Source organism: Pseudomonas sp. C9-3, from assembly GCF_032392015.1.
GTDB lineage: Bacteria > Pseudomonadota > Gammaproteobacteria > Pseudomonadales > Pseudomonadaceae > Pseudomonas > Pseudomonas nitroreducens.
Genome location: NZ_CP135919.1, coordinates 2404742 through 2424959 on the forward strand (window position 1 = coordinate 2404742; position 20218 = coordinate 2424959).

Sequence of the window (20218 nt, forward strand, 5' to 3'; positions counted from 1 at the left end):
GGAGACAACATGCAACAGCTTCCGACCTTCAAACGCATAGTAACTGGGCATGACACCCACGGCCAGGCTGTGGTCGCGAGCAGTGGCGCTACTCCGAATAACTTCCCGCTTAAGGCTATTCCGGGAACCGTCTTCTACGAAGTCTGGAATAGCGCAACGACCCCGGCACCGTTGGACAACGCCGACGATCCCACTTCGCAGCCGTTGCAGCTCAGCCCAGGGCCTCTGGGCAGTGTCATTCGTGTGGTCGATATTCCGCCGGATAGCGTCCAAAACCAGGTAAGCGCTGAAGATGCTGCGGCAGCATTCGCGGAGATTGGCGAGTCCCATGCCGGTACCGGGAAGACGGATTCCAAACACAAGCTGATGCACCGTACCGAGACGCTGGACTACGGGATCGTCACGGAGGGTGAGATCTGGCTCGTTCTCGATGGCGAGGAAGTTCATCTGAAACGCGGAGACATAGTAGTTCAGCGCGGAACCAATCATGCCTGGAGCAACCGCACCGAGCAGATGGCGCGGATGGTGTTCATCCTTCTCGACGGCCGTTATGCGCCGGATCTGCAGGAGCTGCTGCCGTGAAGCTGGCCACACTGAATGATGGTACTCGCGACGGGAGCCTGATCGTGGTTTCCCGCAACCTTCAGTTTGCAGTGGATGCAACTGGAATTGCCGCCACAATGCAGGCTGCTCTGGACAGCTGGGAGCTTGTTCACGCTGATCTCGAGAACCTTTATCAACGCTTGAATGCGGGAGACGTTGCTGGCGTCTTTAAACTGGATTTCGAGCAGTTGGCTGCACCGTTGCCTAGAGCTTGGCAGTGGCTGGATGGTTCGTGCTTCCTGAGCCACGGGGAGTTGATGCAAAAGGCTTTCAACCTGGAGCCCATTGAGGGCGTCGATCGAATTCCACTCATCTACCAGGGGGCGGGCGACGACTTTCTTGGCCCGCGCGCGGATATTCCTTTGCCGAGTGAAGCTCATGGCATCGACTTCGAAGGGGAATTTGCAGTCCTCGTGGATGAGGTTCCGATGGGGTGCCCGCCTGAAGAAGCGCTGGGGCATGTGCGCCTGGTGTTGCAGCTGAACGATGTCAGCCTTCGTGCCCTCGCTCCCCGTGAGATGAAGACCGGTTTCGGGTTTCTCCAGGCTAAGCCAACGACCAGTTTTGCTCCCGTAGCTGTCACTCCTGATGAGTTGGGCGAAGCCTGGCGAGGTGGCAGGGTGCATCTGTCTCTGAGCGTCGAGTGGAATGGTGAGTGGTTCGGCAATCCCCATGGTGGGGCCATGCATTTTGGCTTCCATCAGTTGATTGCACATGCAGCGCTGAGTAGGAAGCTGAGCTCAGGCACGGTGATTGGTTCGGGCACGGTTTCTAACTCCGATCGATCCGTTGGCTCGGCCTGCATTTCTGAGCGTCGAGCCATCGAAGCTATTGCAGACGGTTCACCTAGTACTGGCTTCATGCGCTTCGGCGATAGGGTACGTATGGAAGCCAGGGGCCCCCAAGGCGAGATCCTGTTCGGAGCGATTGACCAGCGCGTGGTGCAGGGAGGTTGGCCATGCGCGTAATGGTAACCGGCGCCAACGGATTCGTCGGACGAGAGCTGGTCTCTCGCCTACTAAGCCAGGGCGAGATCCGCGGGAAGAAGATCGATGCTCTGTTGCTTCTTGATCAGAAGCTGGACGGCTTGCCGGACGATACGCGCCTGCGCCGGCACTATGGCAGTGTCACCGATCCTGCTTTGCTACGTCGGGCGCTGGCTGACGGCATCGATGTTGTGTTTCATCTGGTCAGCGTGCCTGGTGGGGCGGCAGAAGCGAATTACGAACTGGGATATCAGGTCAACCTTCTAGCGAGCCTGGAGCTGCTCCATCAGCTACGGAGCAGTGACCGCCCCCCTGTGTTGGTCTATGCAAGCAGTGTTGCCATATATGGCGGCGAGCTTCCTGGGCGCATGGATGAGTCTCAATCTGCTAACCCGCAGCTCTCGTATGCGTCGCACAAGCGCATGATCGAGATCGCCATTGAAGATCTGGCCCGGCGTGGTGAAGTCGATGGGCGAGCGCTGCGTCTCCCAGGCATCGTTGCACGTCCGCGCGAACCGAACGGATTGAAGTCCGCATTCATGAGTGACCTCTTGCACGCCTATGCAGAAGGGGGCTCTTACTCTTGCCCTGTGTCGCCGCGGGCGACCGCCTGGTGGATGTCTGCCCGTTGTTGTGTGGAGAACCTCTTGCACGCGGCGGAGCTGAAGAATTTGGTGGAAGAGCGGGTTTGGCAATTGCCTGTTCTGCAGCTTTCAGTCGCCCAGATTCTCGATGCACTGGCAGCACGCTTCGGAGAGTCCAATGGCGAGCAGATCGAATTCTCGCCCGATACGCAGTTGGAAAATCTCTTCGGTCGCCAGCCGCAATTGCGCACGCCTCGTGCCCGTGCCTTGGGCTTCTGTCATGACGGGAGTGCAGCAGCGCTGCTGCGAAACTCACTGCCCAACGCTGCCCGCCGTAGTCGACCGACAACCGCCAAAGTAGGAGTTGCTTCTCATGAATCTCAGTAAATGTCGGATGCTCGATCTGTCGGTCTGCCTCGAGAACAATCCATACACCGACCCGCCGCCTCTGTTGCCGAAGATCGACTACATGGATCACCAGGAAGGCTGGCCCGAGATGGCAGCGATGTTCCCTGGCCTGCGCAAGGAAGACTTGCCTGGCGATGAGTCGTGGGCCGCTGAGCGCCTCACCATAACCACGCATAGTGGCACGCATATGGACGCACCTTGGCACTATGCCTCTACTACGGACGGCGGAAAGCCTGCGTTCGGCATCGATGAGTTGCCGCTCGAATGGTGCCTGCAGCCTGGTGTGAAGCTGGACTTCCGGCATTTTCCTGATGGCCATGTTGTAACCGCCGGGGAAATCGAAGCCGAGCTGCAGCGTATCGGGCACGACCTGAAGCCACTGGAAATCGTCCTGATCAACACTCGGGCCGGAAGCTTGTTTGGTCAGCCCGGCTATCTCGATGCAGGGGTCGGCATCGGTCGCGAAGCTACGCTCTATCTACTGGAGCGGGGAGTTCGCGTAGTAGGCACCGATGCATGGAGTTGGGACGCGCCCTTCAAGTACACCCGTGAGCGTTTTGCCGAGTCAGGCGATGCATCCATCATCTGGGAAGGGCATAAGGCTGGGCGGGATATTGGCTACGGGCAGATGGAAAAGCTCGCCAATCTCGATCAGTTGCCGGCGAGCGGCTTCTGGGTTTCGTGCTTCCCCTACAAGATCCGTCACGCCTCCGCAGGTTTCGTGCGTGCTGTGGCGCTTTTCGAATAAGTAACTCGCAAGTTTAGACCCGGCTCGGTATTCCCACAGGGCCGGGTCATTGGTTTTTTAGAGTCCGCTTCCGACCCATTGCAGCCATTCGTGAGGGGCAGAAAGCGGCCAGTAGCGGACATCCGCGCGCCTAGGTCTTCAGCAGCGCAGCTGGGATCACCAAGGCGCCGAACGAAACATCGGGCAACTCGGTAGCCGCGGCAGCCAGTTGCATCGAAGCGGGGAGTTCTTTAAGCGTTAACGGCCGCAGCGGCCGTGCTTGCAGCTCGTAGCCTTCGATCCGAAGCTGAGTTACTCGATGGACGTCCGACCAGTCGTAAGCGAAGAATCCACGTTTGGCGAACCTAACGAAATCATCCGGGCGCGGAAGATTGGCCAGCAGATCGAAGCCCGACGTTTCGGGCAGCAGATCGACTTCCGGTTCGGTGATATCGATCGATGCAACGGCTGTGAATGGAACGGTTCCAGCTCCGCCGGTCGTAAAGATGGCAACTTGCCCGAGGGCATCAACTGCTATCCACGCCACATCCAGTCCATCAAGATCGTCCGGGGTCACAGGTGTACCTCCCGTGAAATATCAGCATTCGCACCTTGGCGGCGCCCGGACGCCCGACTCGGCACGGCTAGGTCAATTACATACCCGGGCAGCCGTGATTAGAACTGTGCAGGGACAATGCCCGCAATGGGCCGGAAGCTGCCCTTTGGCAACATGCCGGATGGATCGCCTGGCTTGACCTCTTCCAGCCTTCCCCATAACCTCCCGACGCCCCTGTGAAAGCGACGGGGGACGGGTTTGGCGACTCGAAAAACTACCTAGGCGCGGTGACGCTTCGTCAGACCGTGGCGTGTCAATACGCCCACGGTTCTGTGCTATGGCGGGCCGCACAGGGAGACCTTCGGGTCTGCCGGGACCTAGGTAGCCGGTTCGCCAACCCTGTGTGGCTCCGCCTCCCTCATCGTTTGGCGACGATCAGGGCGGTGGTTTCTTGAAACTACCTAGGAAAAGCACATGGACGAACTCTACGTTCCCACCGTTTTCCACCGCTACAACCGTTCCCTGCGCGGCGTGTTGATCGACAACCAGCCCTGGTTGGTCGCCTGCGAGCTGGGCTATCTGATCCGCGAGCGGGTCGAGACTTATGTTCTTCGTCTGGATGATGATCTGTTTCGTGAAGCACGCCTGGTGACGGGCGGCGGCGAGGAGGTCGCGTTGCTGGTGAATGATTTTGGCGCTTTCCATGTGCTGCATCGGTTTCGTGATCCGGAGCATCGGGAGTTGCGTCGGTGGATCACCGGCCATGTGTTGCCGGTGTTAAGGGATCAGGAGCCTGGCAGGGCGGGATTCCCGCAGCGCATGCAGGCAAGAGGGGACGGCCGTGCGCTGGCGGTGCTGGATTGGCAGGGGGAGTTGTGGGTGCCGATGCATGAGGTGCCGAGATTGATGCGTGAGGAGCGGCGCGGGCGCTGGTGGCGCAGGGAGTAGCCAGCCGCGGTGGAGCAGCAGCGGGCTCCTATTCGACCGAGTCCCGGGAGTCCGCTTCCCGCAAGTGGGAGAGGGCAGCACGGAGCAGGGTAAGGTAGGCCGCCCGCTCCGACGATTCAGTGCAGTCGAACTGGGCCTGCGTTGTGCGTGGCGCGGAGATTGCCTTCGGTTGCTCCGTGTGACTACGATCCATGATTGTAAATAGCCATGCCCCATACGCTGGCGCTCCAGGAGCATCATAGGCGCGTGCTTGCGCCGCTCCTGCAATGTTCGGCTCCTGTTGCCATCCCTCCACTAGCGCGAATCCATGGTTACGACTGTCATCCTCAGCATGCTCTGCGTGCACCTGCTTTGTTTCTGCGTGATGTTCCTGCTGATCAGCAGGCGACTGAATGGCCGGAAGATGGGCATGGATGTGTTTGCGCTGGGCAATCTGTTGCTGGGGCTTGCCTACATCCTGCAACTGCTCGGCGGCCCGGCAAGCTGGGGGGTGATGAGTGTCGTTAACCACACGCTGACGCTCTGCGCGCCGGTGGCCTATGTGCTGGGTGCGCTGCGTTTCTTCGACCGCCCCACGCCAGTGTGGCGTCCACTGCTGTCGCTGGCCGCCGGCTACTTGCTGGCGCAGGTGCTGGTGCAGACGCTGTTCGGCTCGGCGGCGCGCCACGCGCTGCTGGCGGGGGCCTGTGCGGTGCTGTTCCTGGCCATGACCGTGGCGGTGTTGTACGCCGGACGAACCGTTGCCAGGGATCTGCGCGTCGAGATGATGGTGTTTGCTGTGTTGATCGGCGGCATCTGTGCGCTGAATGCGATCAAGCTCGTGATGATTCTCCACGGAGGAATGGACGCGCTGGATATGAGCAGCAGCTTCCAGCGAACCTTCTACATCTACATGTCCTTCCTGGGGACGGTGCTGCCTCCGTGCGCCGTCTGGCTGGTGCTGCGACGCCTGACGGATGAGCTGCGCACCATGGCTGCCCATGACCCGCTCACTCATCTGCTCAACCGGCGGGGCTTGCTCGACGGGCTGGAGGCGCACTTCCGCTCCCGGCGTGCCGGGGCGGCTTACCTGTTGATCGTGGATATCGACCACTTCAAGCGCATCAACGATACCCACGGCCACCAGGTGGGCGACCTCGTGCTCTGCCATGTCGCGAAGGTCCTCAAGAGCACGGCGCGCCAGGGCGACCTGATCTGCCGCCTGGGCGGCGAGGAGTTCGTGGTGATTGCCCTGAATACGGACGGAGCGGGTGCCTTGCAACTGGCGGAGCGCACGCGAGTGGCGATTGAGCACAGCCAGGTGCCCGGCATCGGTGCGAGTCAGCCGATCCGCTGTACGGCGACCATCGGTGTTTCGCCTGAATTCAGCAGCGCGCATGCGCTGGATGGCGTGCTGCAGCAGGCCGATGCGGCGCTGTACCGGGGCAAGACTTCGGGGCGCAATCGTGTGGAAGGGGTTGTTGCCTAGCGGCTGGTCGCTTCGGGGATCGGGGCGGTGGCAGCGGGTTCGCGAGCGGGCTCGCGCCTGCGGGGTGGCTGGGTAGGGCGGAAAACGCGATAGCGTACTTCGCCGCCCAGAGGCTGGCGGATAGGCGGTGCCAGGCTGTTCGTCCTGCGGTCTACGCAGGGCGTACTGTCGAGGGTGGTTCGGTGTTGGACGTTGCCCTCACCCCAGCCCTTTCCCTTAAGGGAGAGGGCTGGAGAGGGGACGGAGCGAGGCGGAAAAGGCTGCGTCCGCTCAACCGTTACGCGGCCGGCGGGGTGCCTTCGGCGTTGGCGACCACGGCGTCGATCTGGATCGAGGCGCCTTTGGGCAGGGCCGATACGCCCACGGTGCGGCGCGCCGGCGTGCCGCCAGGGAAGTAGCTGGCGTACACCTCATCCACTGCGGCGATATCGTCGATGTTGGTCAGGAACAGGTTGACCTTCACCACATCCGCCAAGGCGTGGTCGATGCTTTCGACGATGGCCTTGAGGTGCTTGAAGCACTGGGCGGCCTGTTCCTTCACGCCGCCTGCCACCAGTTCACCGGTCCGTACGTCCAGCGGCAACTGGGCGGAGATGTGGTTGTAGTGAGAGAAGGCGACGGTCTGGGTGGAGTAGGGGCAACGCGGTGCGGCGTCGGTGTTGTGGGCCTTGATGACGATGCCGTGGCGGTCTTCCACCGCTTGCGGCGGGGTGCCGTCACCGTGGGAGACCACGGCTTCGATCTGCACCAGGGCGTCCAGCGGCAGGGCTTTTGCCGCTACCACGGTGCGCGCGGGGAAGTAGCCGACGGCACGGGCGATGGCCGAATCGGGGAAGAAGGTGGTGTAGACCTGGTTCACTGCTTCGGCATCGGCGAGGTTCTTGACGAAGACGGTGATCCGCACGATGTCGTCGAAGGGCACGTCGATGCCTTCGAGGATGTTCTTGATGTTGCGCAGGCACTGCGCGGTCTGTTCCTTGATGCCCCCTGAGACCAGCTTGCCGGTGCGCGGGTCGATGGGCAGCTGCGCGGACAGGTTGTTGTAGTGGGAGAAGGCGACCGACTGGGTCGAGAGCGGATTCAGCGGCGCATTTTCGGTGCTGCCTTCGACCTTGATCAGGTCGCCGGCCTGCGGGGCGTTGGGGATGGTGCCTTCACCGCAGGTGATGAGGGCCTCGACCTGCACCTGGGCGCCCAGCGGCAGCGCTGCCACGCCAACGGTGGTCAGGGTCGGGACGTAGTCCGGGAAGAAGCTGGCGTGGACTTTGCCGACGGCTTCGGCGTCCGCGATGTTGGTCAGGAAGATCGAGATACGGACGCTGTCATCCAGTTTGTGGCCGATGCTTTCCACCACGGCCTTGAGGTTCCTGTAGCACTGCTCGGCCTGCTCTTTCACGCCGCCGGCGACCAGCTTGCCGCTGGCAGGGTCGATGGGCAGTTGCGCCGACAGGTTGTTGTAGTGGGAGAAGGCGACGGTTTGCGAATAAGGGCCGGTGCCCTGGGGTGCCTTGTCGGTATTTCTCGCCAGTACTGCGTTGTAGCCACTCATAGGGTGCTCCCTGGTTTGCTGGGAATCCGTGGGTTTCGTGGCAAAGGCTCAGTCCGGTTCGTTATCGGTCGTTGCCACTGTTCATTCAGACGACGGATATCGAACTCGTCGAGAGGCGCGCAGACTATCGAGTCTCCAGGGGGGACCCCTTTGACTTAAGGCAAGCGTAGTGGGGTCTTCTTACCGGGTTGTTTCAATTGGCGATGAGCGTTAGTCGGGATGGTTTGCAGGGGAGGCTGGAAGGGCTTGAAGCGGAGTCAGTGCATTTCATGGGAATGCCGTGCCGGGGCGCTTCCCTCTCCCCAGCCAGGGTTAGGGAGAGGGGCTCTGCGCAACTGAGTGTCAGAAGATGTAATCCGTAGTCAGGAAGCTGGAATCGCGGTCACGGATGATCTGGCTGATCAGTTCCTTGTTGGCGTCGGTGAAGCGCGTGGCGACCAGGGTGCGGATGGAGAAGGTGCGCAGGGCGTCATGGACGGAAAGGGTGCCTTCGGCGGAGTTCTTGCGGCCGTTGAAGGGATAGCTGTCCGGGCCGCGCTGGCACTGGGCGTTGATGTTGATGCGGCCCACCTGGTTGACGAAGGCGTCCACCAGCGGGCCGATTTGCGCCGGGTCGTTGCCGAACAGGCTGAGCTGCTGGCCGTAGTCGGATTGCAGGACGTAGTCGATCACTTCGTCCAGCTCGCGGTAGGGCACCACGGGCACCAGCGGGCCGAACTGTTCCTCGTTGTACAGGCGCATGTCGGCGCGCACCGGGCTGAGCAGGGCGGGGTAGAAGAAGCTTTCACGGCTCTCGCCGCCGCCTTGGTTGATGACCTTGGCGCCCTTGGCCAGCGCGTCCTGCAAGAGGCCGTTCAGGTAATCGACCTTGCCCGGCTCGGGCAGCGGCGTCAGCGCCACGCCTGGCTCCCAGGGCATACCGGGCTTGAGTTCGGCGAGCTTGGCGCTGAACTTGTCGAGGAAAGTCTCCAGCACGTCTTCGTGGACGAAGAGGATCTTCAGCGCGGTGCAGCGCTGGCCGTTGAAGGAGAGGGCGCCGGTGATGGCTTCGCTGACGGCGTTGTCGAGGTCGACGCTGGGCAGGACGATGCCGGGGTTCTTCGCATCCAGCCCGAGGGCCGCGCGCAGGCGGTGCGGGCGTGGGTGGAGTTTCTTCAGGTCGGCGGCGCCGGAGTGGGTGCCGATGAAGGCGAAGACGTCGACCTTGCCGCTGGCCATCAGCGCGCTGACGGTCTCGCGGCCGCGCCCGTAGATGACGTTGATGACGCCTGGCGGGAAGCTGTCGCGGAAGGCTTCGAGCAACGGGCGAATCAATAGCACGCCGAATTTGGCGGGCTTGAAGACTACGGTGTTGCCCATGATCAGCGCCGGGATCAGCGTGGTGAAGGTTTCGTTCAGCGGGTAGTTGTACGGGCCCATGCACAGCGCCACGCCCAGCGGCACGCGGCGGATCTGCCCGAGGGTGCCCTGTTCCAGCTCGAAGCGGCTGGAGCGGCGATCCAGCGCCTTGCGCGCCTCGATGGTGTCGACGATGTAGTCGCAGGTGCGGTCGAACTCCTTCTCTGAGTCCTTGAGGTTCTTGCCGATCTCCCACATCAGCAGCTTGACCACGGCGGTGCGCTGCTCGCGCATGCGGGCGAGGAAGCGTTCGACGTGGGCGATGCGCTCGGCCACGCGCAGGTTGGGCCATTCACCCTGGCCGTTGTCGTAGGCGGCCACGGCGGCATCCAGCGCGGCGAGGGCGGCGTCGGCGTCGAGCAGCGGTGTGCTGCCGAGGATGACCTGTTCGTCGCCCTGGTCAGTGGCGAGGAATACCGGGCTGCGCACCGGGGCGAGCGGGCCATCCCAGCGGCGCATCTCGCCGTTGACCAGGTATTCGCGTTGTTCGACCGGCGCGTCTGGGCGCCAGGTGTCGGGGATGTCCGTGAGGCGGGGGAACAGATGGTCGAGCTTGTTGTTGTCGGGCATGACTCATCCCTCGGGAAAGGTGGGCGACTGGTCTGTTTTAGAGCGTAGCTACGGATTAGTAAATCGATTCAGCTCCGAGAGTACAGGCGGCGCCTATGTAGGGCGAATAACCGCTCGCGGTTATCCGCCTTCGGGCTCGGCGCAGGGGGATTGGCGCATAACGCGTGCCGCGTTATGCGCCCTACGGGTGTTTCGCCGGTTGCGGGGGTTGCAGAGGCTGCAGGAGTTCCTGCTGCTCGGCGTAGCGGGCGCGGATGTCGAAGTCGCGAGGCCAGGCGGGTTGCGCGGGGCGGGCTTTCGGAGTTGCGGAGGAAGTCACGGGCGATACCTCGTTGCAGGAGTCCGGGGCGAAGGGTTCAGCGTTCGCCGGGTAGTGTCGAAGAGGGGTTGATGGGTATCGCTGCGCTCCACGCCATCCTACGAGTGCCCGAGTGAGCCTCGTGCGTAGGATGGGTGGAGCGCAGCGATACCCATCGATCAATGCCTCAGACAAACAGCGACAGCAGCAGGATGAAGCCCAGGCCGACCACCGAGAGGATGGTCTCCATGGCGGTCCAGGTCTTGAAGGTCTCCATCACGCTCATGTTGAAGTACTGCTTCACCAGCCAGAAGCCAGCGTCATTGACGTGGGAAAGGATCAGCGAGCCGGCGCCGGTCGCCAGTACCAGCAGTTCGCGGTTCACGCCAGGGATCAGGTCGATCACCGGCACCACAATGCCTGCGCCGGTGATGGTGGCAACGGTGGCGGAGCCGGTGGCGATACGGATCACCGCGGCCACCAGCCAGGCCAGGAGGATCGGTGAAATCTGCGCGTGGACTGCCATGTGGCCGATCACATCGCCTACGCCGCTGGCCACCAGCATCTGTTTGAAGCCGCCGCCGGCACCGATGATCATCACGATGGCGGCGGTGGGCGCGAGGCTCTGGTCGAGCAGCTTGAGGATCTTCTTCGAGTCGAACCCACGGGCATGGCCGAAGGTGTAGAGCGACAGCAGCAGGGCCAGGAGCAGGGCGGTGATCGGGTGGCCGATCATGTCCAGCCAGGCGCGCACCACATGGCCGTCAGCGAGCATGACGTCGGCGAAGGTTTTCAGCAGCATCAGGAACACCGGCAGCAGCACGGTGAACAGGGTGACGCCGAAGCTGGGCAGGTTGCTGGTGTCCGGCTCGTGGGCGATCTGCGCCACCAGCTCTTCATTGGGCTGGCCGGGGATCATCTTCGAGATCCAGGCACCGAAGATCGGGCCGGCAATGGCGGCGGTCGGCAGGGCGACCAGCAGGCCATAGAAAATGGTCTTGCCGATATCCGCGCCGAATACGCCGATGGCCAGCAGCGGGCCCGGGTGCGGCGGCACCAGGCCGTGCACGGCGGAGAGTCCGGCGAGCAGCGGGATGCCGATCTTGATCAGCGACACGCCGCTGCGCCGGGCGACGATGAACACCAGCGGCACCAGCAGGATGAAGCCGATCTCGAAGAACAGCGGGATGCCAACCAGGAAGGCGGCGAACATCATCGCCCAGTGCACGCGCTGCTTGCCGAAGGCCTGGATCAGCGTGCGGGCGATCTGATCGGCACCGCCGGACTCGGCCATCATCTTGCCGAGCATGGTGCCCAGCGCAAGGATGATGCCGACGAAGCCGAGCACGCCGCCAAAACCGTCCTGGAAGGATTTGACGATGGTCGCCACGGGCATGCCGGACGTCAGGCCGAGGAAGCCGGCGGCGATGATCAGGGCGACGAAGGGATGGATCTTGAAACGGGTGATCAGCAGGATCAGGCCGATGATGGTGACCACCGCATCCAGCAGCAGATAGGTCTCGTGGGACATGCCGAGCATGGGGCTCTCCTGTTGTTGTCGTTGTGTGCCGGAGCGGCTCTTCTCTGGGTGCAGAGAGTTTGGTGAGTTGAGATAGCGCTATCTTGAGCGGGCAGGCGCTATCAAGGTCAGTCGCTGGAATGCTGTCGCCACCACAAGTGCGCGGCTTCGGCCAGGTCGTCGACCGGGCGGGTGGCATCCAGGTGCAGGGTCAGCGGCTCGCTCAGCGGCGGTTCGAGGGCGGCGAACTGGCTGTCGATCAGGCTGGCCGGCATGAAGTGACCGGGCCGGGTGGCGACGCGCTCGGCGGCGGCGTCACGGGTCAGTTCCAGGAACACCACGCCCAGGCCGGGCACCGCGCGGCGCAGGCGTTCGCGGTAGATCAGCTTGAGTGCGGAGCAGGTGAGTACCGGGCGCTGGCCGGCGGCGATGGCCTTCTGCAGTTCGGCGGCGAGGGTATCGAGCCAGCCGGCGCGGTCGTCGTCGGTGAGCGGGATGCCGGCGCTCATCTTCTCGATGTTGGCGGTGGGGTGGAAGGAATCGCCTTCGATGGCGAACGCGCCGTTGCGCAGGCAAAGCGCCTCACCAACGCTGGATTTGCCGCATCCGGAGACGCCCATGATGAGGACGGCATCGATGGAAGGGGTCATGGAAAGCCTCATTGCTGAGACAGCGCTGTCTTTGTTGGGCGTAACGAAAAGCATCGGCTGCCTCCGTATTCTTGTCATTCTAGTCGGTCTGTCTCGGCGCTCTCGACAGAGGTGATCTGTCGGCGGGCGAGGGACCGGTTGAGCCGGCCTCAGGCAATTGCCCTGGTCGCAAGACAGCGCTACCTTAGTGCCTCGATTTTTGTTTGGCAATACGCCCGATGACCGTCAAGAAGAATGACAAGAAGAACGACAAAAGCTCCCGAACCACCGGCCGACCGACACTGGATGAAGTAGCGCACCGCGCCGGAGTAAGCCCGATCACCGCTTCGCGGGCGCTGCGAGGGGTGAGCACGGTAGCTGAGGAACTGGCGGAAAAGGTCCGACAGGCGGCCAGCGAGCTGGGCTACGTCGCCAACCCGGCCGCCCGCGCGCTGGCCTCCAAGCAGAGCCACAACATCGTGGTGCTGGTGCCGTCGCTGGCGAACCAGCTGTTCATCGAAACCCTCGAAGCCATCCACGCGGTGATGCACCCGCGCGGCCTCGAAGTGCTGATCGGCAACTACCACTACTCCCGCGACGAAGAAGAGAACCTGCTGCGCAACTACCTCTCCTATCAGCCGCGCGGCTTGCTGCTGACCGGCTTCGATCGCACGGAAAGCGCACGACGGATGATCGAGGCGAGCGGCGTGCCGAGCGTCTACATGATGGACCTCGACCCTGGCGCCGGGCTGCACTGCGTGGGCTTCTCGCAGATTCGCGCGGGAGAGGCAGCGGCCAAACATCTGCTCAAGAGCGGCCGCAAACGCCTGGCCTATATCGGCGCGCAGCTGGACCAGCGCACGCTGCTGCGCGGCGAGGGTTATCGCCGCGCGCTGCAGCAGGCTGGCTGCTACGACCCTGCGTTGGAAATCCTCACGCCACGCCCATCTTCGGTGGGCCTTGGCGGCGAGCTGTTTCGCCAGTTGCTGGCCAGCCAGCCGCAGGTGGAAGGCATCTTCTTCGGCAACGACGACCTGGCCCACGGTGCGCTGCTCGAAGCCATGCGTCACGGCATTCGCATCCCCGAACAGGTGGCAGTGCTGGGCTTCAACGACCTGCCCAGCTCGGAGTTCATGGTGCCGCGCCTGTCCAGCATCCGCACCCCGCGCAAGGCCATCGGCACCCACGCAGCCGAGCGACTGCTCGACCTGATCAACGACAAACCGGTGAGCGAACCGGTGATGGACCTGGGGTTCGAGTTGATGGTGCGGGAGAGCAGTTGACTCCAGCGCTTTCGTAGGGCGCATAACGCGCCAGCGTTATCCGCCGTGAGGCATCCGGCGGATAACCTGTTCCAGGTTATTCGCCCTACGGATCTGTTCAGGGAAATCGGTACCTCGGCCGTAGGATGGCGTGGAGCGAAGCGATACCCATCAGGTCCGTGCGCCGTCCGCATGGGTATCGCTGCGCTCCACCCATCCTACGAAAGCCCCCTGCAAATCTGCCGCGCATAAAAAAGCCCGCTGGAGCGGCGGGCTGAATGCGGAGGCAAAACAATTCGGCGGCAAGCCGCCGGAGCAATCACTCAATACGCATCGCTCATCCCATCGGTGATGGTGATGCCCTGCTTGCGCATTTCCTGGATCAACCCGGCGCGGGTGCCGGGCAGGTTCATCAGGGCCTGGTAGCGCGTGGCTTTGACTTCCTCGGCGGTGTACGGCTTGAACTCGGCGGGCATGCTGTCGCCAGCCATGCCGTCCTTGCGCAGCAGCCAGTTGAGCAGGTCGGCCAGTTGCGCGTCGTTCAGCGCGGACTGCGACATGCCCGGCACGCGCACGAGGAATTGCCGCCCTCCGTCCACCTTGAGGAAGTTGCCGACGAAGCCGTGCAGGCGCGGCGTGTCGTTGGCCTTGCTGCCGCTGCCTTCAGTGAGGTGGCAGCCGGCGCACTGCAACTGATAGTTGGTGGCCGGGGTATAGCTGAGCTGGGAGATCGGCTTCTGCACCGCCTCGTTGCCGGGCGCCGGGCGCTGGTGCGGATCGGGGATCGCACGGGCCTGGGCGAGGGGAGCGACCAGGCTGCAGAGCAGGGCGCCGACAACGAGACTACGCATGGGACTTCTCCGGACTCAGACCGCGACGCCGCGGATGATGGTGACGGTGCAGTTGTAGATGCGCGATTCCGCGCCCAGGCACCAGTTGACGTCGTTGTTGTTGAACGGACGGTACAGCGGTTCCTCGCTCTCGTTGCGGGTACAGGCGCACTGGGAGCAGCTGTGCTTACCGCAGCAGTCGTTGTAGGAAATGATGTAGTCCTTGCCGTCGGCCGGGTTGCGGCAGGTACCGATCCAGGTCACCTGGGAAGCATCGGTGCCGGGCGGGCAGGAGGTGGTGGTGCCGCCACAGCAGGTGCAGAGGAAGCCGTCGATGGAGCAGTAGCGCCAGTAGTCGCAGCTGTTCGGATCACCCGGGTCGCCCGCCTTCGGCGCCTCGGCGGCCAGGGCCTTGGAGGTGCGGTCGATCGGCAGGATGATCGGCAGCGCCGCGCCGGCCACCAGCAGCGAGCCGAAGCGGCCCAGCAGCTTGCGCCGCGAGGTGACGTTGGCCACCTGGCGGGAGGAGCGCTCGAACAGGTTGTCGAGGAATTTCATTCTTGTTCTCTCCGTGATCAGTGGCTGTGGCCGTGGCTGGCGTCGTGGGTGTGCACGCCGTTGTGGCTGTGGCCATTCATGTACTGCTGCAGGGTGGCGCTGCCCAGGTGCTCGACCTCGAACAGGCTGTCCAGGTGCTCGCGGGAGTTCACCAGGCCCTTGGCGCGCAGCACGCCCTTGCTGTCGATCAGCGCGGCGTAGGGCAGCTTGCCGATCTGGTAGGTCATGCCGACTTCCGGGCCGACCACGTAGGCGGCTTTTTCCAGGCCGTGCTCGGCGATCAGCGCCTGCTGGGCGGCCATGTCGCCGTCGCTGACGTAGATCACTTCCAGCTCGCCGGCCTTGTCCTTGGCGATGGATTTGATCGCCGGCAGCAGCGATTTGCAGATCGGGCAGGTCGGCGAGAGGAAGAACAGCAACTGGCCGCGCTCGCCTTCATAGCCGAAGTTGACCGGGCGACCGTGGCGGTCGGCGGCGGTGACTTTCGGCGCGGGCTCGTTGACGGCCACGCCCTTGTCGACCATCAGCGCGCCGGCCGGAGCGATACGGCCATGCAGGACGCCGATCTGGCGCACCAGCGCCATCACGGTGAAGGCGAGGGCGATGAGCAGCACCCAGAGAAGAATGTTGGAAACGATCAGGCCTTCCATTTGTTCACCTTCCGATGAGTTTGAGCAGACGGGGATGGTTCGCCAGCAGGCTGTCGGCCGCGGCGTACAGGAGCAGGGTGACGGCGCTGGCCGCGAGGATCACGAAGGCGTCGAACACGCCCAGCTCGCGAGCCTGCGGAGCGCTGGCGGCGAGCAGGGCGAGCGCCGCGATGATCGCGTTGCGCAGCAGCAGCACCGGGCGCAGCGGTTGCATCTGGCCGGGGCCGGAGCAGCCGCAGTCGATGTCTCGACGACCGCGCCAGAGGTTGATGCCGATGGCGCCGGCATAGAACAGGATCAGCGCCGTGGCGGCCAGGGCCGCCACATGACGGCTCGCCGGCACCAGCAGGGCGAAGGCAATGACGCCCTCGACCACCGGCAGCACGCGGGCCACCGGGCCGACCAGCGAGGCCGGCAGCAGGCCGTAGTCTTCGACCTGGCGGGCGAAGCGCATCGGCGCGCGCAGCTTGTGGCTGGCGGCGCTGGCGAGCAGCACCGCAACGGCCACCGCACTGGCGATGATCAGGATCGGATCGGAAAACATATCCGTACCTCTCAGGGATGACTTGCTAAAAAGGCTTAGTGGCTCAGGACCAGGATCGGCGTCTTGGCGATCTTGTCCATGCTGCCGTTGTACTTGCCGGTCTTCAGGTCGAAGATCTGCAGGCCGCCTTCGATGTCGGTGCCCAGCAGCAGCGGTTTGTCGTCGGTGGTGGCGTGCAGGCTCCATACCGGCTTGGGCGCTTCCAGGGTGCCGATCTTCTTCTGCGTCTTCAGGTCGTAGATCCAGATGAACGGGCTCGGGTCTTCCCATTTGCCGGCGCTGTGCTCTTCATGCATCAGCACGTACATGCGGTTCAGCTTGGGCGCTACGGCCATCAACTGCCAGCCGCCGGTGCCCCAGCCCTTCTTGCGTTCTTCGTCGGTGGTCAGCGACCAGCTCGGCAGCATCTTCGGCTTGTCGCCGGAAACGTCCACCGGCTTGACCATGCCGTCGGTGGTCACGAAGAAGTAGGTCTCGCCCACGGCCAGGCCGCGTTCGTTGAGCTTCTCCTTGTTCGGGTCGAAGAAGGGGGTCTGGCTGCGGCCGACCTCCTTGCCGTCGTCGCCGATCCTGGTGATCTGCAGCTGGCCGTCACCGCACAGCGAGGCGAAGCTGCGCTTGCCCACCGGGTAGTTGAGCACGCAGCCGCTGATGGCGATTTCGCTGGCGACCTTTTTCTCTTGCGTGTCGACCACGGTGACCGAGGTGGACGGAGTGAAGTTGTAGATGTAGACGAAGCGGTCGTCGGAGCTCGCGCCCAGGGCGTACTTCTGGGTCAGGATCGAGGCGCGCTTGGCCGGGATTTCCACTTCCCACTTCGGACGCAGGTTCGAGGTGTCCCAGGCGGTCAGCACGTCGGTGCGCACGCCGCGGGTGCCGCGGGAGTAGAAGGTGTCGGCGGAGTACAGGGTCTTCTCGTCGTGGCTCAGGGTGGACGGAGCGACGAAGCCGGTGCTGACCATGCCGAGCATCTTCTTCTGCTCGGGGTCGACCACGGTGACGCGGCCGGCGATGAAGTTCTCGAACTCCACGTCGACGATGTACGCACGGTGCGGCGAGGGCGGGAACGGCAAGACGGTCTCACCGATGCTCTCGGTCGGCAGCTCGGCGTGGGCTGCGCTCATCGCGAGGCAGGTGCCCAGCGCGAGGACCGATGGAGCGAGGAACCTGGCGACGCTCATTGGGTTACTCCCTATTCTTGTGTTGGCGGGCTTTTCGTGGCTTGTCCGCCAGCCACGGGGAGTGGTTGGCGGACGGAAGATTGAGGAGAGTCTGCCTGTGTCGGGGTGCGCCGGACTTGTTGTCCGTGCCATTTCCTTGTCTGGGGGTGACAGGGTGTCGCAGGGAGAAAGTGCAGACGGCCGTGGCGTTTGGAAGGAGAAAATCCGCCGAACGGCACAGACATGGATCAAGGCTTTCGTCAGTTTTGGTGCGAAAAAGCTGCATCGTGCCCCGAAAATCCGCACAATGCACATTTGAGCTATCTTGAAACGCCGTTACACCCACCGGAAGTGTGCATTGTGAACAGTTCACAATGTTCGACATGCTCAAAATTTCCGCGTCGTTCCTGATTGGCTTTTCCGGCCCGCTATTTGCGTTGTGCCGGGAGTCCTCAACCAATCCTCGCGGAGACATCTGATGAGTTCCCCCAGTGAGTTCCCCCTGAGCGCGACGCCCAGGGAAGGGCGCAAAGGCCTGCTGCCCATCGCCATGGTCCTGTTCAGCTTCACCTTTTTCACCGGCACCATGTTCGCCGGCGGCAAGATCGGCATGGCCTTCGACTTCGTCGACATGCTCTGGGTCGCCTTCATCGGCAACGTGTTGCTCGCCATCTACGCCGCCGCCCTGGGCCTGATCGCCTCGCGCAGCGGCCTGAACACCGTGCTGATGGGGCGTTTCTGCTTCGGCGAGCGCGGCAGCAAGCTGTCCGACTTCCTCCTCGGCTTCGCCGAACTGGGCTGGTACGCCTGGGGCACTGCCACCGTGGCCATCGTGCTGGTGAAGATGCTGAGCCTGCCCGAGTGGCTGAACATCCCGCTGATGGTGGTGTTCGGCCTGCTGTTCTCGGTCACCGCGATCATCGGCTTCAAGGGGCTGGACATCATGTCCCGCGTGTCGGTGCCGCTGATGTTCATCCTGCTGGTGGCGTCGATGGTCATCGCGACCAACCACGCCGGCGGCTGGAGCGGCCTGCTGGCGAAGGAGCCGAGCCAGACGCTGACCTTCTCCGCCGCCGTGACCATGGTCTTCGGCACCTTCGCCAGCGGCGCGACCCAGGCCACCAACTGGACGCGCATGGCCCGCAGCGGGCGCATCGCGGTGATTGCCAGCGTGGTCGCCTTCCTCATCGGCAACGGCCTGATGATCGTCGCCGGCGCCTGGTGCGCGATCGTCTACCAGAACGCCGACATCGTCGAAGTGATGGTGCTGCAGGGCCTGTCCTTCGCCGCGGTGATCATGCTCTGCCTGAACCTGTGGACCATCCAGGGTCCGACCATCTACAACGTCTCCGCCGCCGCCTGCCACCTGGTGCGCAGCGAGCGCCGCCGCACCATGACCCTGCTGGCCGCCGGTATCGGCATCATCCTGGCCATCGGTGGCATGTACGAGTGGCTGATCCCGTTCCTTGTGCTGCTGGGCTCGATCATCCCGCCGCTGGGCGGCGTGATCATGGCGGACTACTGGTACCGCAACCGCGGTGAATACCCGGCGCTGGTGGGCACCCACATCCCGGCGTTCAACGTCTCCGGCCTGGTGTCCTACGCCGTCGGCGCGGGCCTGGCCTACGCCTCGCCGTGGATCGCACCGCTGGTGGGCATCGCCGCCTCGGCCATCTGCTACATCGTCCTCACCGAAGTCACCCGCGCCCGCGCGCCGGTGGCCGAGCCGCGCGCTTGAGCCTGAGCGTCGAGGAAATCCTCCGTCTGCCGGGGCTGGAAAGCCTCGCGCTGCGGGCCGGCGCGCGCAATGTGCATCGCAGCGTGCGCTGGTCCTACGTGGCGGAAAACGTCGGCATTGCCGACTGGGTGATGGGCGGTGAGCTGGTGTTCGTCACCGGCATCAACCACACCCGTGACGAAGCCAACCTGCTGCAACTGGTGCGCGAAGGCGTCGCCAGCGGCATCGCCGGCATCGTCATTCTTACCGGTGACGAGTTCATCCAGCGCATTCCCGAGTCCGTGGTGCATCTGGCCGAGGTGGAAGGGCTGCCGCTGATCGAGCAGCCCTACGCGCTGAAGATGGTCATCGTCACCCACCTGATCGGTACGGCGCTGGTGCAGATGACCCAGGTGAAGACCTCGCGTCGGGACATCCTCGGCCAGTTGCTGAGCGGCGACTTCCCCAGCCTGGAGATCGTCCGTCGCCGCGCACAACACCTGGAGTTGCCGCTGGAAGCCCCGCGGCGCCTGGTGGCGCTACGGCTGTCCGGCGTCGACAGGCTATTCCAGCAGCACGAACCGGAAGAGGCCGAGCGCGCACTGCAGCTCACCCGCCAGCGCCTGCTCGACCATCTCGAAAGCTGGCAGCAGGAGCGCCCCGAGCGCCTGCCGGTGGTGATCCAGGGCGACCTGTTCGTCCTGCTGCTGACCGATTCCGAAAGCGCCGAGCGCCCCGAACTGCACGCCCTGGCCGCCGAACTGCAGCGGGAGCTGGCTCCGCTGCGCGCTTACCTTGGGCTGTCTGCCCGCGCCGATTCCTGCGCGGAATATCCCCGCGCGCTGCTCGAAGCGCGCCAGGCGCTGGATGTCGCCGAAGGCATGCAGGCGCCGGGCGGCGTCTGCGACTACCGTGAGCTGGGCGTGCTGCGCCTGCTGCGGGCGATCCCCGATCGCGCGGTGATCGAGCAGTTCATGAAGGACACCCTCGGCCCGCTCAACGATGCGGGCCGCAAACAGCCGCACCTGCTGATCGAGACGCTCGACGCGCTGGTCCAGGAAGGCGGCAACGCGCTCAAGGCGGCACAGCGCCTGGGCATCCATCGCAACACCCTGAATCAGCGGATTGCGCGCATCGAGGCCCTCAGCGGCCAGTCCCTGGACGACGCGCAATTCCGCCTGAATACCTCCGTGGCGCTGCTCATCTGGCGCATGTCCAGCGCGCCGCGCCACGAATAGCCTGAAGAGGACCTTT

Annotated in this window: 20 protein-coding genes; 9 read left to right on the forward strand and 11 right to left on the reverse strand. The window is 63.7% G+C overall.

The genetic code is table 11. The features are described from left to right. Window positions 1–9: 9 nt before the first annotated feature. From RS899_RS10860 to RS899_RS10875, 4 genes are read left to right on the forward strand one after another with little or no spacing between them, the layout of a single operon-like run. Window positions 10–582: a cupin domain-containing protein gene (locus RS899_RS10860; RefSeq protein ID WP_315809902.1), complete on the forward strand. Its 573-nt coding sequence runs from the start codon at window positions 10–12 to the stop codon at window positions 580–582. Then, window positions 579–1571, forward strand: a complete 993-nt coding sequence (locus RS899_RS10865; protein ID WP_315809903.1) for a fumarylacetoacetate hydrolase family protein — start codon at window positions 579–581, stop codon at window positions 1569–1571. The genes RS899_RS10860 and RS899_RS10865 overlap by 4 nt, the downstream gene beginning before the upstream one ends. Continuing rightward, entirely contained in the window at window positions 1562–2560 is a 999-nt protein-coding gene (locus RS899_RS10870; protein ID WP_315809904.1) for an NAD-dependent epimerase/dehydratase family protein, read from the forward strand. The genes RS899_RS10865 and RS899_RS10870 overlap by 10 nt, the downstream gene beginning before the upstream one ends. Continuing rightward, window positions 2547–3329 (forward strand): cyclase family protein, encoded by a 783-nt coding sequence (locus RS899_RS10875; RefSeq protein WP_315809905.1) that lies wholly within the window; start codon window positions 2547–2549, stop codon window positions 3327–3329. The genes RS899_RS10870 and RS899_RS10875 overlap by 14 nt, the downstream gene beginning before the upstream one ends. 130 nt (window positions 3330–3459) lie before the next feature. Here RS899_RS10875 and RS899_RS10880 read toward each other — a convergent pair whose 3' ends face one another. Further along, window positions 3460–3885 carry a hypothetical protein gene (locus RS899_RS10880; RefSeq protein WP_315809906.1) on the reverse strand — a complete coding sequence of 142 codons (426 nt, stop codon included), beginning with the start codon at window positions 3883–3885 and terminating at the stop codon, window positions 3460–3462. Between the two features lie 453 nt (window positions 3886–4338). Between RS899_RS10880 and RS899_RS10885 the strand changes: the two genes are divergently transcribed. Next, entirely contained in the window at window positions 4339–4812 is a 474-nt protein-coding gene (locus tag RS899_RS10885; RefSeq protein WP_315809907.1) for a phage antirepressor, read from the forward strand. A gap of 307 nt (window positions 4813–5119) precedes the next feature. Then, entirely contained in the window at window positions 5120–6280 is a 1161-nt protein-coding gene (locus tag RS899_RS10890; protein ID WP_315809908.1) for a GGDEF domain-containing protein, read from the forward strand. Between the two features lie 277 nt (window positions 6281–6557). On the opposite strand, the gene RS899_RS10895 is transcribed toward RS899_RS10890, so the two are convergent. From RS899_RS10895 to RS899_RS10915, 5 genes are all read right to left on the reverse strand, one after another. Beyond that, window positions 6558–7829, reverse strand: coding sequence for a RidA family protein (locus RS899_RS10895; RefSeq protein ID WP_038803198.1), 1272 nt, complete (start codon window positions 7827–7829; stop codon window positions 6558–6560). A gap of 342 nt (window positions 7830–8171) precedes the next feature. Beyond that, on the reverse strand, window positions 8172–9797 hold the full coding sequence (locus tag RS899_RS10900; RefSeq protein WP_315809909.1) for an NADP-dependent glyceraldehyde-3-phosphate dehydrogenase: 1626 nt from the start codon (window positions 9795–9797) through the stop codon (window positions 8172–8174). A 181-nt stretch (window positions 9798–9978) separates the two neighbouring features. Continuing rightward, window positions 9979–10116: a hypothetical protein gene (locus RS899_RS10905; RefSeq protein ID WP_315809910.1), complete on the reverse strand. Its 138-nt coding sequence runs from the start codon at window positions 10114–10116 to the stop codon at window positions 9979–9981. A 166-nt stretch (window positions 10117–10282) separates the two neighbouring features. Continuing rightward, on the reverse strand, window positions 10283–11635 hold the full coding sequence (locus RS899_RS10910) for a GntP family permease (RefSeq protein ID WP_024762473.1): 1353 nt from the start codon (window positions 11633–11635) through the stop codon (window positions 10283–10285). Between the two features lie 107 nt (window positions 11636–11742). Further along, entirely contained in the window at window positions 11743–12264 is a 522-nt protein-coding gene (locus RS899_RS10915) for a gluconokinase (RefSeq protein WP_233299829.1), read from the reverse strand. Window positions 12265–12482: 218 nt separating this feature from the next. On the opposite strand from RS899_RS10915, the gene RS899_RS10920 reads away from it, so the two are divergent. Next, the gene (locus tag RS899_RS10920) at window positions 12483–13526 is read left to right on the forward strand and encodes a LacI family DNA-binding transcriptional regulator (RefSeq protein ID WP_315809911.1); all 1044 of its coding nucleotides are present in this window, start codon (window positions 12483–12485) and stop codon (window positions 13524–13526) included. Between the two features lie 302 nt (window positions 13527–13828). Here RS899_RS10920 and RS899_RS10925 read toward each other — a convergent pair whose 3' ends face one another. The 5 genes from RS899_RS10925 to RS899_RS10945 are packed head-to-tail and all read right to left on the reverse strand — an operon-like array spanning window position 13829 to window position 17268. After that, window positions 13829–14356, reverse strand: a complete 528-nt coding sequence (locus RS899_RS10925) for a c-type cytochrome (protein WP_024762476.1) — start codon at window positions 14354–14356, stop codon at window positions 13829–13831. 15 nt (window positions 14357–14371) lie between these two features. Further along, on the reverse strand, window positions 14372–14893 hold the full coding sequence (locus tag RS899_RS10930) for a methylamine dehydrogenase light chain (protein ID WP_045217996.1): 522 nt from the start codon (window positions 14891–14893) through the stop codon (window positions 14372–14374). Window positions 14894–14910: 17 nt separating this feature from the next. Next, window positions 14911–15543, reverse strand: a complete 633-nt coding sequence (mauD, locus tag RS899_RS10935; RefSeq protein ID WP_054910258.1) for a methylamine dehydrogenase accessory protein MauD — start codon at window positions 15541–15543, stop codon at window positions 14911–14913. Between the two features lie 4 nt (window positions 15544–15547). Beyond that, window positions 15548–16087 (reverse strand): MauE/DoxX family redox-associated membrane protein, encoded by a 540-nt coding sequence (locus tag RS899_RS10940; protein ID WP_054910257.1) that lies wholly within the window; start codon window positions 16085–16087, stop codon window positions 15548–15550. A gap of 35 nt (window positions 16088–16122) precedes the next feature. Continuing rightward, window positions 16123–17268, reverse strand: a complete 1146-nt coding sequence (locus RS899_RS10945) for an amine dehydrogenase large subunit (RefSeq protein ID WP_315809912.1) — start codon at window positions 17266–17268, stop codon at window positions 16123–16125. Between the two features lie 457 nt (window positions 17269–17725). On the opposite strand from RS899_RS10945, the gene codB reads away from it, so the two are divergent. Further along, entirely contained in the window at window positions 17726–18985 is a 1260-nt protein-coding gene (gene codB / locus RS899_RS10950; protein WP_054910255.1) for a cytosine permease, read from the forward strand. Then, window positions 18982–20202 carry a PucR family transcriptional regulator gene (locus tag RS899_RS10955; RefSeq protein WP_054910254.1) on the forward strand — a complete coding sequence of 407 codons (1221 nt, stop codon included), beginning with the start codon at window positions 18982–18984 and terminating at the stop codon, window positions 20200–20202. The genes codB and RS899_RS10955 overlap by 4 nt, the downstream gene beginning before the upstream one ends. Window positions 20203–20218 lie beyond the last annotated feature (16 nt).

Excerpts from the sequence above, each read along its gene's own strand:
- RS899_RS10860 (WP_315809902.1), top strand. The coding sequence starts at position 10 with ATGCAACAGCTTCCGACCTTCAAACGCATAGTAACTGGGCATGACACC.
- RS899_RS10870 (WP_315809904.1), top strand. The coding sequence starts at position 1,562 with ATGCGCGTAATGGTAACCGGCGCCAACGGATTCGTCGGACGAGAGCTG.
- RS899_RS10875 (WP_315809905.1), top strand. The coding sequence starts at position 2,547 with ATGAATCTCAGTAAATGTCGGATGCTCGATCTGTCGGTCTGCCTCGAG.
- RS899_RS10885 (WP_315809907.1), top strand. The coding sequence starts at position 4,339 with ATGGACGAACTCTACGTTCCCACCGTTTTCCACCGCTACAACCGTTCC.
- RS899_RS10890 (WP_315809908.1), top strand. The coding sequence starts at position 5,120 with ATGGTTACGACTGTCATCCTCAGCATGCTCTGCGTGCACCTGCTTTGT.
- RS899_RS10895 (WP_038803198.1), bottom strand. The coding sequence starts at position 7,829 with ATGAGTGGCTACAACGCAGTACTGGCGAGAAATACCGACAAGGCACCC.
- RS899_RS10900 (WP_315809909.1), bottom strand. The coding sequence starts at position 9,797 with ATGCCCGACAACAACAAGCTCGACCATCTGTTCCCCCGCCTCACGGAC.
- RS899_RS10910 (WP_024762473.1), bottom strand. The coding sequence starts at position 11,635 with ATGCTCGGCATGTCCCACGAGACCTATCTGCTGCTGGATGCGGTGGTC.
- RS899_RS10915 (WP_233299829.1), bottom strand. The coding sequence starts at position 12,264 with ATGACCCCTTCCATCGATGCCGTCCTCATCATGGGCGTCTCCGGATGC.
- RS899_RS10920 (WP_315809911.1), top strand. The coding sequence starts at position 12,483 with ATGACCGTCAAGAAGAATGACAAGAAGAACGACAAAAGCTCCCGAACC.
- RS899_RS10925 (WP_024762476.1), bottom strand. The coding sequence starts at position 14,356 with ATGCGTAGTCTCGTTGTCGGCGCCCTGCTCTGCAGCCTGGTCGCTCCC.
- RS899_RS10930 (WP_045217996.1), bottom strand. The coding sequence starts at position 14,893 with ATGAAATTCCTCGACAACCTGTTCGAGCGCTCCTCCCGCCAGGTGGCC.
- mauD (WP_054910258.1), bottom strand. The coding sequence starts at position 15,543 with ATGGAAGGCCTGATCGTTTCCAACATTCTTCTCTGGGTGCTGCTCATC.
- RS899_RS10940 (WP_054910257.1), bottom strand. The coding sequence starts at position 16,087 with ATGTTTTCCGATCCGATCCTGATCATCGCCAGTGCGGTGGCCGTTGCG.
- RS899_RS10945 (WP_315809912.1), bottom strand. The coding sequence starts at position 17,268 with ATGAGCGTCGCCAGGTTCCTCGCTCCATCGGTCCTCGCGCTGGGCACC.
- codB (WP_054910255.1), top strand. The coding sequence starts at position 17,726 with ATGAGTTCCCCCAGTGAGTTCCCCCTGAGCGCGACGCCCAGGGAAGGG.